The sequence below is a fragment of the Pectobacterium sp. CHL-2024 genome (assembly GCF_044751765.1).
Lineage (GTDB): Bacteria > Pseudomonadota > Gammaproteobacteria > Enterobacterales > Enterobacteriaceae > Pectobacterium > Pectobacterium brasiliense.
The window spans coordinates 37,803-48,425 of sequence record NZ_JBIXKO010000021.1; the positions used below are offsets into that span (position 1 = coordinate 37,803).

A 10,623-nucleotide genomic window follows, 5' to 3' on the forward strand; every position below is an offset into this window, starting at 1 on the left:
ATTCATTTCATTGAGAAATGTCGTTTCATTAAAGAACGAGCATTCCATTAATCAGGCTATTTTTTAGGAGTACGGGTGTGTTAATAATCGAAACCCCTCTGCTGCTGCGCCGCGAGGTTCGTCGCTGGCGTCAGGAAGGGAAACGCATTGCTTTAGTTCCCACCATGGGTAATTTGCATGACGGGCACATGACGCTGGTCGATGAAGCCAGAGCGCGTGCCGATATCGTTATTGTCAGCGTTTTTGTCAATCCTATGCAGTTTGAGCGGCCAGATGATTTAGCCCGCTACCCCCGGACGTTGCAGGAAGACTGCGAGAAATTGAATCGCCGCGGTGCCGATCTGGTTTTCGCACCGAGCCCGGATGTGATATACCCCAATGGACTGGAGTCGCAAACGTTTGTCGATGTGCCCGGCCTGTCTTCCATGTTGGAAGGTGCCAGCCGTCCCGGCCATTTTCGGGGCGTTGCGACCATCGTCAGTAAGTTGTTCAATATGGTACAGCCTGATGTCGCCTGCTTCGGTGAGAAAGATTACCAGCAGCTAGCGCTGATTCGGCAGCTTGTCCGCGATATGGGCTATGACATTGATATTATTGGTGTCCCTACCGTGCGTGCCAAAGACGGTTTGGCATTGAGTTCGCGCAATGGCTATCTCAGTGCGGAAGAACGCCAGCGGGCGCCGTATGTTTATCAGGTGATGATGGACATGGCGACACAGTTGGACAACGGCGATCGCCAGATAGACACCTTGCTGGAAAAGGCGGCAGACAAGCTGCGTGAAGCGGGCTTTACGCCTGATGAACTGTTTATCCGCGATGCAGATACGCTGCAACCGCTGAGCGCGGCCAGCACGCGTGCAGTGATTTTGATGGCTGCCTGGTTAGGCAAGGCCAGATTGATTGATAACCACCAGGTCGATTTGACTGTATGAACCGAGGTAACAAAGCGATGATACGTACCATGCTGCAAGGCAAGCTGCACCGGGTCAAAGTAACTCAGGCTGACTTGCATTATGAAGGCTCTTGCGCCATCGATCAGGATTTTATGGATGCCGCTGGCATTCTGGAATACGAAGCGATTGATATCTACAACGTTGATAATGGTCAGCGTTTCTCTACCTACGCCATTGCGGGCGAAAGAGGTTCACGCATTATCTCTGTGAACGGCGCCGCCGCTCGCCTTGCCTGCGTGGGCGACAAACTGATTATCTGCTCCTACGTGCAGATGTCCGACGAACAGGCCAGAAGCCACAGCCCGAAGGTTGCCTATTTCTCTGGCGATAATGAGCTACAGCGTCAGGCAAAAGCGATTCCGGTTCAGGTTGCCTGATAGCTTTAGATAAGCAAAAGGCGGTGTTACCACCGCCTTCTCATTCACATACTACGTCCGTAACCCTCGTCCGCGTTCAATCAGCCACCAGACCAGCAGATAAAACACCACGATAAAGGCAATCAGCACCGACATCGTGAACAGCAGCGGTACATCCTGAATCCCGAGGAAGCCATAGCGGAAGCCGCTGATCATGTACACCACCGGGTTCAGCTTGGAGACGGCCTGCCAGAACGGCGGCAGCAGCGTCAGCGAGTAAAACACCCCGCCCAGATAGGTCAGCGGCGTTAACACAAACGTCGGAATCAGGCTGATATCGTCAAAGGTTTTTGCAAACACCGCATTCAATAAGCCTGCCAGCGAGAACAGTGTCGCCGTCAGCAAAAGCGTCAGAACAATGATCCACCAGGCATGAACATGCAGCGGGACGAAGAACAGCGATACGGCAGTCACCAGAACCCCGACGCACAGGCCACGTGCAATCCCCCCACCAACATAGCCAGCAATGATCACGTGAGTCGGCACTGGCGCGACCAGCAGTTCTTCAATATTGCGTTGAAACTTGGCGCTGAAAAAGGAAGAAGCGACGTTAGCATAGGCGTTGGTAATGACCGCCATCATGATCAGGCCCGGCACGATAAACTGCATGTAGGTGAAACCGTGCATGTCACCAATACGTGAGCCGATCAAGTTGCCAAAAATAATGAAATACAGCGTCATGGTGATCACTGGCGGCACCAGCGTCTGAATCCAGATACGCCCAAATCGAGTGACTTCTTTCACCCAAATACTCTGTAGCGCTACCCAATACAAATGCATCATGCCTTTTCTCCCTTACCGTTCGCCCCGTCCCCATTAACCAAGGTGACAAACAGCTCTTCCAACCGGTTCGCTTTATTACGCATACTCAATATCGTTATCCCCTGCGCGCTTAGCTGGCTGAATAACGCATTCAGACCTTGCTCACGCATCACATCCACTTCCAGCGTTGACGTATCCACCAGGCGGAACACATAGCCTTCCAGCTGTGGCAGCGGGCTTTTCGCCGCCAGATCGAAAATAAACGTTTCGGACTTCAGCTGAGCAAGCAACTGCTTCATCGAGGTGTTCTCCACCAGCTCTCCCCGCTGGATGATCCCGATGTTGCGGCACAGCATTTCCGCTTCTTCCAGATAGTGCGTCGTCAGAATAATCGTGGTGCCCTGCGCGTTCAGTTCCTTCAAAAAGCCCCACATGGAACGACGTAATTCGATATCCACGCCTGCGGTCGGCTCATCAAGAATCAGCAGCTTAGGCTCATGCATTAACGCACGCGCAATCATCAGACGACGCTTCATCCCGCCGGACAACATCATCGCTTTTTCGTTGCGTTTCTCCCACAGATCGAGCTGTTTCAGGTATTTTTCGGCACGCTGCAATGCATCCTGACGTTTCACGCCATAATAGCCAGCCTGATTAACCACAATCTGTAATACCGTTTCGAAAGGATTGAAGTTAAATTCCTGCGGGACCAACCCCAGTTGGCGTTTTGCATTCACTTTGTCCAGCTCAAGGTCATAGCCGAAGACGCGAACTTTACCGGCCGTTTTATTCACCAGCGAGCTGATAATCCCAATCGTGGTCGATTTTCCCGCGCCATTTGGCCCCAGAAGCGCATAGAAATCCCCCGCTTCCACGTTCAGGTCGATCCCCCGTAGCGCCTGGACGCCTCCCGAATAGGTTTTGGTTAGTTGCGCCAGTTCCAGTGCATATGTCATAAGAAATGGATTGCCTTATTATCAGTGAATTCTACAGATTTGAAGTGTGACAAATGAATACTCTAAATAATTCAAGTTTCAGGCAGGCGGCAAGCGAGGGAATCCCGATGAGCTTACTCAGGTAAGTGATTCGGGTGAGTGAACGCAGCCAACGCACATACAACTTGAAGTATGACGAGTATAAACTATCGTTTTTCAAACGACGCATGTTGCCTTATATTACTCCTCACTGCCCCTTGTTTGTTACAGGTCATTTACTTTCATGAAAGAAATTGAAACGCTCATCGCCAATAACCAGCTTTGGTCTAAAACGATGGTGGAAGAGGATCCTGGCTATTTTGAACGTCTGGCGCAGGCACAACGTCCCCGTTTTCTATGGATTGGATGCTCGGACAGTCGCGTACCTGCGGAAAGTCTGACCAGCCTTGAGCCAGGTGAACTGTTTGTTCACCGCAACGTCGCCAATCTGGTTATTCACACCGACCTCAATTGCCTGTCTGTCGTGCAATATGCCGTCGAAGTTCTCGAAGTCGAACACATTATCATCTGCGGCCACTACGGCTGCGGTGGTGTTCAGGCTGCGGTGGAAAACCCGGAACTGGGTTTGATTAACAACTGGCTGCTGCATATCCGTGATTTGTGGTACAAGCATAGTTCGCTGCTGGGGGAATTGCCTCCCGAACAGCGGCTGAATACGCTCTGTGAAATCAACGTTGTCGAGCAGGTTTATAACCTCGGCCACTCCACCATCATGCAGTCCGCCTGGAAGCGTGGGCAGAAAGTCACGATCCACGGTTGGGTTTACGGTATTCAGGATGGCCGTCTGCGCGATCTGGAAGTGACGGCGACCAACCGGGAGACGCTGGAACAGCGTTATCGCCGCGCGATTTCCTCCCTGCCTTGATACGCTGTCTGACGCCCACTCGCTGGGCGTCGCTCACGACATCGGCCTTATCTGATACGCTATTCCTGTGGAACAACCTTGCCGACGTAAGGTAAATGGCGATAGTGCTGGGCATAGTCGATGCCGTAACCCACAACAAATTCATCAGGGATCGAGAACCCAACCCACTCGACTTTCACCGCCACTTCACGGCGCTCTGGTTTGTCCAGCAGCGTACAGATAGCCAGCGATTTTGGCTCACGCAGTTGCAGAATTTCCCGCACTTTGCTCAGCGTGTTGCCCGAGTCGATAATATCCTCAACGATCAACACGTCTTTGCCGCGAATATCCTCGTCCAGATCTTTCAGGATTTTAACATCGCGCGTACTGTTCATACCGCTGCCATAGCTGGATGCCGTCATGAAGTCCACTTCGTGAGGGACATCAATCGCCCGACATAAATCGGCCATAAAGATAAACGATCCACGCAATAGCCCCACCAGCACCATATCGCTGCCGCTATCACGGTAGTGTTCGCTGATCTGTTGCCCCAGTTCGGTAACCCGCGCCATCACTTCCTGCTCAGAAATCATGACTTCCACGGTATGTTTCATCATACTGATAACTCTTTGAAGTAAGGTATTCAGCACCCTCGGTAGAATGACAGACTCACTATCGATGATGCGCCAATGCTGACTTTTGAATCAGTCTGGGCAATGCCCAAGCGCGCGAAGTATATCAGAAACCACACCATGAAGGAGACACCATGAGCACACCACCAGTGGATGTTTGCTACAAAGTGAACGCCCCGCTTTCCAGTCAGCAGTTCATTGAGCTGTTGGCGAAAACGTCATTGGGGCCGCGCCGCCCGCTGGATGATGAGACGGCAATTGCAGGTATGCTTAAGCACGCCAACCTGCTGGTTTCCGCCTGGCAAGGGGAGACGCTGGTTGGGATCGCGCGCAGCGTGACGGATTTTCATTTTTGCTGCTATCTGTCCGATCTGGCGGTATCAGAGGACTGTCAGCACGCGGGAATAGGCAAGAAGCTGATTCAACAAACCGCTCAGCAGCTTGAAAAAGGCTGCAAAATCATTTTGCTGGCCGCGCCGCTGGCGGTGGATTACTACCCAAAATTAGGGTTTGAAAAGCATAACAGCACCTGGCTCATGCCAGCAGCAGACCTGCACACAGAGGCATAATTATTTCGTTTCAGGGCCGTCAGCCGGAGTGCTGACGGCGGGTAAAGCAGGATACAAGACTGGCGGATCCGTCTTAATGCTTAAACGCACCTGCTGCCCCGGTTCAAACCAGTTGCCGGTTTGCACCAGCAGCATCAGTTCTCCCATCTTCACCCGATACAAGTTTGATGTGCCCATGAATAGCCTATCTTCGATAGACGCCGGGCCATCGGGATCGAGCGCCAGCGCCACGTCTGCCGGGCGTACCATCCAGTCGCATTGTGAATCCATCGGCTGATTGAGCGGATGGGTCGCCTGATGATCGCCCAATGGGCTTTGCCATTGATGGTCGCTCATAATTTTCACAGGCAAATAGTTCGTATTCCCCATAAAATCAGCGACAAAGCGGCTATTCGGGCGATGGTACAGCTCGGATGGATAGCCCTGCTGCACAATCTTCCCTTCATCCAGCAGAATCAGATGGTCGGCGCAGGCAAAAGCTTCCTCCCGGCTGTGCGTAGCGAAAACCGCCGCAACATGACGCTGCTTGAGAATCTGCCGCAATTCGGTGATCAGGCGATAGCGGGTCTGGCTGTCCAGACCGGGAAACGGCTCATCCAGCAACAGCAATTTCGGCTCACAGGCCAGCGCCCGGGCAATCGCCAAACGCTGCTGCTGTTCATTCGATAGCTCGTGTGGGTAACGTACGGCAACATCATCCAGTTGCAAGAGCGTCAGCATCTCCGCACAAATTGGCTTCACCTCGCTGTCCGGGCGGCCATATAAACCAAACGCAATGTTGCCTTCCACCGTCAGATGCGGAAAGAGCGCGTAGTCCTGAAAAATCAGACCAACCTGACGCAGCTCGGGCAGGACGTACGCTTGCGGCGAGCTGACGGGTTCACCTTCCAGAAAAATCTTGCCCTGAGTAATCGGCAGCAGGCCAGCGATCACCTGTAATAGCGCCGTTTTACCACAGCCGTTTCGCCCCAACAGGCAGATCGTCTCATCATCACGCACGGCAAATGAGATGTTCTCCAGCACGGGAGACTGCTGCAACGTACAACTTACTGCCTGAACGCTCAGAATATCTATCGGCGCGGCCATGTGATTATCCTTTTATATTCAGTGCGCGATTCAGCCAGAAAACGGGGATTAACCCTACCGCTACCAGCACCAGCGCAGGAAAGGCAAATGACGCAATCTGCTCGTCCGCCGTAAAGCGGAAAACATACGTTGCCAACGTATCAATCCCGAAAGGGCGCAGCAGTAACGAGACATTCAGCTCTTTCATACTTTCCGTAAAAATCAGCAGCGCCCCGATGAACAGGCTGCGGCGCAACAGCGGAATATGCACGCGCGACCAACGGCTGAGGGGAGAGGCGCCCAGTACAAGGCTCGCACTGTCCAGCGATCGCGGAATGCCTTCCATGCTGCGCTCAAGGCTGTCCAGCATCAGACGCCCAAATTTAACGCTATAGGCGAGGATGAGAATAAACAGCGATCCCGCCAGCAAAGCCTCCGCGGGAGGTAACCCCGCCGCGTTGGCAAACAGATTAATTCCGCTGTCCACCAGCGACAGTAACGTAAACAGTCCGACGGCCAGTACCGCGCCGGGCAAGGCAAAACTCAGGCTGACCAGTCGAACCGGTGTCTGATTGGCAAATATCCCAGCCGTGCGCGTGTAGAAGATAAACGACAGCGCCATTAGCGTAATGATGATAGTCGCGATGGCTGAGGCTAACAGGCTATTCATCACTGCATGGAGGAACGCCATATCCCACACTGACATCATGTGTCGAAGCGCCAGAAAGAGTAGATATAGCACCGGGAACAGAAACGACAGACAAACGATGCCCCAGCAGTAACTGCGAACCGCCTTGCTGCGCCACCCGCTCAACACAGGCGGAACCACCTGAGAAGGATTGGCTTGAGCTTGATAAATTCTCTGCTTGCGACGCCAGACATTAACCAGAAACATCAAGAGGAAGATCGCAGGCAAAATCAATACGCCAACGCGTGCCGCCGCGCCGAGATCGCCCTGCTTCTGCCAGATATCCAGCACCTGCGTTGTCATCGTTGGGGTATCAAGATAAGACGCCGCGCCATAATCGCCCAGCGTTTCAACCACCACTAGCGCGCCACCGCAGGCAATCGCAGGCAGTGCAATCGGCAAACATAAGCGGCGTAAAACCTGGGTACGTGTTTGATTCAGTAATCGAGCCGAATGAATCAAGCTGGCAGGCTGTTTCGCCAGCGCTTCACGCACCAGCAGGTAAATATAGGGATAAAGCACCAGCGCCAACACCAGGCTGATGCAGCCCAGCGAAACGGGTAGCCCAGCGATGTGGGATTCCCCCCACGACGAGGCTATCTGCAGCCCGCCTTCCTGCAACAACCGGGATAGGTGCCGTAGCACATCGGTATAAAGGTAGGCGAGTAGAAACGCGGGCATCGCGAGCGGCAGGCAAAGCGCCCATTGCAGTACGCGATGACTGGGAAAACGGTACATGGCGATAAACCAGGCGGAAGGCAACCCAAACAGCAGGCTGAAGAAAAGCGTGCCAATCACGATGACCACTGAATGTATCAGATAGGTGGGTAATCCGATTTGCCACAGTTGGCTAAATCCCATCCCATCGGCAAAAAAAGCCTGATAAAAAACCGTTGCTAAAGGAAGCAGCAACAGTCCCGCCAACAACCAACTACTGACGCGCCAGACACCGGAGATCATAGAATAAAAACTGTATTAGATGAGATCGCTGTTATTAATAACAGAGGCTGGCGGTGGCGTCATCGTATCAAACAGCGATAAATGGGCTTTAATCCTGCGATTAACCTGAGGCGATTGCCATCGCCGACTGCCAATAAAATAAAAACCAACCATTTCAATAGATTGCGATTATTGGTTTTCCGCCTTTTCACCATTCATTTTTTATCGCAATCCCCTAAATAATTCGAGTTGCAGGCAGGCGGCGACACAGCGAATCCCCAGGAGCTTACATAAGTAAGTGACTGGGGTGAGCGAGGAAAGTCAACGCACATGCAGCTTGAAGAATGACGGGGATATCAGATGTTTCCCGTAAGAAAACTTGGAACCTCATGGGATATCTGTGATAACGTCATCTGACAACATTTGGAACAGGTTCAACCATGAAAAACTCTGCGCTGGCTCTGCTCCTGCTAAGCCTGATGAGCTTCTCTTCCGCCAGCAAGGCGCTGAATGAATTTGAAGCGGAAGATCTGGCCGATCTGACCGCGATCTTTGTTTATCTGAAAAACCACTGTGGCTATCAAGATCTGCCGAATGAACAGATTCGTCGGACGCTGGTCGCTTTTGCTCAGCAAAACCGCTGGGATCTCAGCAATTACAGCGCGTACGACATGACGGCGATGGGTGAAGACAGCTATCGCGATCTGAGTAAAATCGCTATCCCGACACCGAAGAAATGTCAGTCTCTGGCACGTAATTCACTGGGTCTGCTCTCCTACGCACAGTAGTTCCCCTCCTCCTCCGTGCTGACTGAAATTTGACCGTGCAAGCGGCAAAAGAGTCAGCTATGATGGCGCGCCAATTTTCATGGCTGTTATCGCGGAGGAAGCCCTAACATGTCCCAGAAAGAAATTTGGTATGAAACTCTGCATGCCAACTTTGGCCAGTACTTTTCGGTTGATCGCGTGCTATATCACGAAAAGACCGATCATCAAGATCTCATCATATTTGAAAACGACGTATTAGGTCGCGTGATGGCGCTTGACGGCGTGGTGCAAACCACCGAGCGCGATGAATTCATCTATCACGAAATGCTCACTCACGTTCCCCTTTTGTCACACGGCAGCGCCAAACGCGTACTAATTATCGGTGGCGGTGATGGCGGTATGCTGCGAGAAGTCTGTCGGCATCGCGGCGTCGAACATATCACAATGGTAGAAATCGATGCCGGTGTGGTGGAATTTTGTCGCCAATATCTGCCCAATCACAGCGCCGGTAGCTATGACGACCCGCGTTTTAATCTGGTGATTGATGACGGCGTTAACTTCGTCAGACAGTGCAACGAAAAATTTGACGTCATTATTTCCGATTGCACCGACCCTATCGGCCCCGGTGAAAGCCTGTTCACCTCCGATTTCTATCAGGGCTGCGCCCGCTGCCTGAACGAAGGTGGGATTTTCGTCGCTCAGAATGGCGTGTGCTTCCTGCAACAGGATGAAGCTGTCGGCAGCCATAAAAAGCTCGGCCACTATTTCAAGGATGTCAGCTTTTATCAGGCAGCGATCCCGACTTATTACGGCGGCATTATGACGTTCGCCTGGGCCAGCAATAATCCTGCGCTGCGCCAGATAGACGCCACCACGCTGCGCCAGCGTTTTGCGCAATCCGCTATCGCCTGTCGCTATTACACGCCTGATGTTCACATCGGCAGCTTTGCCCTGCCACAGTATCTGTTGAGCGCGTTACAAGATGCGCAATAATCCATCACTTAGGGAATCACACAGCCACAAGGGGGTGACGTAAATTGCACAAGCTGAAGCTACACGGCTTTAACAACCTGACGAAAAGCCTGAGTTTTTGTATCTACGATATCTGTTACACCAAAACGGCCGACGATCGCGATGGTTATATCGCCTATATCGACGAACAATATAACGCTAACCGTTTAACAGAAATCCTCACTGAAACCTGCTCAATTATCGGTGCCAACGTCCTTAACATCGCGCGTCAGGACTACGATCCACAAGGTGCCAGCGTGACCATTCTGGTCAGCGAAGAACCCATCGATCCACGAGATGTCGATACCTCAGAACATCCTGGGCCGTTGCCCCATTCCGTTGTTGCGCATCTGGATAAAAGCCATATCTGCGTTCATACCTATCCGGAAAGCCACCCAGAAGGCGGGCTTTGTACCTTCCGTGCAGATATTGAAGTCTCTACCTGTGGCGTCATTTCGCCGCTGAAAGCGTTGAACTACCTCATCCACCAGCTTGAATCCGATATTGTGACCATCGACTATCGTGTGCGGGGATTTACCCGTGATGTTAATGGCATAAAGCATTTCATCGATCATCAGATCAATTCGGTTCAGAACTTCATGTCCGAGGACATGAAATCGCTCTATCACATGATGGACGTGAATGTGTATCAGGAAAATATCTTCCATACCAAGATGTTATTGAAAGACTTCGACCTGAAACACTACCTGTTCAACGTCAGCCCTGAAGAGCTCAGCGCTGCCGAACGGAAAAGAATTACCGATCTGCTGTATCACGAAATGCAGGAAATCTATTACGGCAGAAACCTGCCCGTTCTGTAATCAATAATATAGGGTGTATCTCTTAGTCACAAATATAAGGGCATCAAGGATTTTGCCGTTATCCGGCGTAAAAATTATGCAGCGGTGAGCTTGACCGCCGAGTGAGCGACAGGACGTCGCGAAAGCCAGTGCCGCGTCGGGAACGCGTCACTGGCGGCTCG

Annotated in this window: 12 protein-coding genes; 7 read left to right on the forward strand and 5 right to left on the reverse strand. The window is 52.1% G+C overall.

What is annotated here, in order from left to right:
* The first annotated feature begins 77 nt into the window (after positions 1 to 77).
* Both panC and panD read left to right on the forward strand, forming a co-directional pair.
* Positions 78 to 932: a pantoate--beta-alanine ligase gene (gene panC / locus ACIPUG_RS19595; RefSeq protein ID WP_205562219.1), complete on the forward strand. Its 855-nt coding sequence runs from the start codon at positions 78 to 80 to the stop codon at positions 930 to 932.
* 17 nt (positions 933 to 949) lie between these two features.
* Positions 950 to 1,330: an aspartate 1-decarboxylase gene (gene panD / locus ACIPUG_RS19600; RefSeq protein ID WP_014916285.1), complete on the forward strand. Its 381-nt coding sequence runs from the start codon at positions 950 to 952 to the stop codon at positions 1,328 to 1,330.
* 51 nt (positions 1,331 to 1,381) lie between these two features.
* Here the strand turns inward: panD and ACIPUG_RS19605 are convergent, their stop codons facing one another.
* Together ACIPUG_RS19605 and ACIPUG_RS19610 are read right to left on the reverse strand one after the other, a co-directional pair.
* Complete coding sequence (locus tag ACIPUG_RS19605) at positions 1,382 to 2,152, reverse strand: ABC transporter permease (RefSeq protein WP_014916286.1); 771 nt, start codon at positions 2,150 to 2,152, stop codon at positions 1,382 to 1,384.
* Entirely contained in the window at positions 2,149 to 3,087 is a 939-nt protein-coding gene (locus ACIPUG_RS19610) for an ABC transporter ATP-binding protein (protein ID WP_014916287.1), read from the reverse strand. Before ACIPUG_RS19610 ends, ACIPUG_RS19605 begins: the two co-directional genes overlap by 4 nt.
* Before the next feature lie 262 nt (positions 3,088 to 3,349).
* Here ACIPUG_RS19610 and can point away from each other — a divergent pair, with 262 nt between their 5' ends.
* Positions 3,350 to 3,991, forward strand: coding sequence for a carbonate dehydratase (gene can / locus ACIPUG_RS19615; protein ID WP_010280785.1), 642 nt, complete (start codon positions 3,350 to 3,352; stop codon positions 3,989 to 3,991).
* Positions 3,992 to 4,050: 59 nt separating this feature from the next.
* On the opposite strand, the gene hpt is transcribed toward can, so the two are convergent.
* Positions 4,051 to 4,584, reverse strand: a complete 534-nt coding sequence (gene hpt / locus ACIPUG_RS19620; protein WP_172644812.1) for a hypoxanthine phosphoribosyltransferase — start codon at positions 4,582 to 4,584, stop codon at positions 4,051 to 4,053.
* Between the two features lie 152 nt (positions 4,585 to 4,736).
* Between hpt and ACIPUG_RS19625 the strand changes: the two genes are divergently transcribed.
* A complete protein-coding gene (locus ACIPUG_RS19625; RefSeq protein ID WP_205591748.1) occupies positions 4,737 to 5,171 on the forward strand; it encodes a GNAT family N-acetyltransferase in 435 nt (144 codons plus the stop codon).
* Here the strand turns inward: ACIPUG_RS19625 and ACIPUG_RS19630 are convergent, their stop codons facing one another.
* Both ACIPUG_RS19630 and ACIPUG_RS19635 read right to left on the reverse strand, forming a co-directional pair.
* On the reverse strand, positions 5,172 to 6,257 hold the full coding sequence (locus tag ACIPUG_RS19630; RefSeq protein WP_400339863.1) for an ABC transporter ATP-binding protein: 1,086 nt from the start codon (positions 6,255 to 6,257) through the stop codon (positions 5,172 to 5,174).
* Positions 6,258 to 6,261: 4 nt separating this feature from the next.
* Positions 6,262 to 7,884, reverse strand: coding sequence for an ABC transporter permease (locus ACIPUG_RS19635; RefSeq protein ID WP_400339866.1), 1,623 nt, complete (start codon positions 7,882 to 7,884; stop codon positions 6,262 to 6,264).
* Between the two features lie 419 nt (positions 7,885 to 8,303).
* Here ACIPUG_RS19635 and ACIPUG_RS19640 point away from each other — a divergent pair, with 419 nt between their 5' ends.
* From ACIPUG_RS19640 to speD, 3 genes are all read left to right on the forward strand, one after another.
* The gene (locus tag ACIPUG_RS19640) at positions 8,304 to 8,651 is read left to right on the forward strand and encodes a YacC family pilotin-like protein (RefSeq protein ID WP_010280797.1); all 348 of its coding nucleotides are present in this window, start codon (positions 8,304 to 8,306) and stop codon (positions 8,649 to 8,651) included.
* 108 nt (positions 8,652 to 8,759) lie between these two features.
* Positions 8,760 to 9,623: a polyamine aminopropyltransferase gene (speE, locus tag ACIPUG_RS19645; RefSeq protein ID WP_400339868.1), complete on the forward strand. Its 864-nt coding sequence runs from the start codon at positions 8,760 to 8,762 to the stop codon at positions 9,621 to 9,623.
* 44 nt (positions 9,624 to 9,667) lie between these two features.
* Positions 9,668 to 10,462 carry an adenosylmethionine decarboxylase gene (gene speD / locus ACIPUG_RS19650; RefSeq protein WP_014916293.1) on the forward strand — a complete coding sequence of 265 codons (795 nt, stop codon included), beginning with the start codon at positions 9,668 to 9,670 and terminating at the stop codon, positions 10,460 to 10,462.
* Positions 10,463 to 10,623 lie beyond the last annotated feature (161 nt).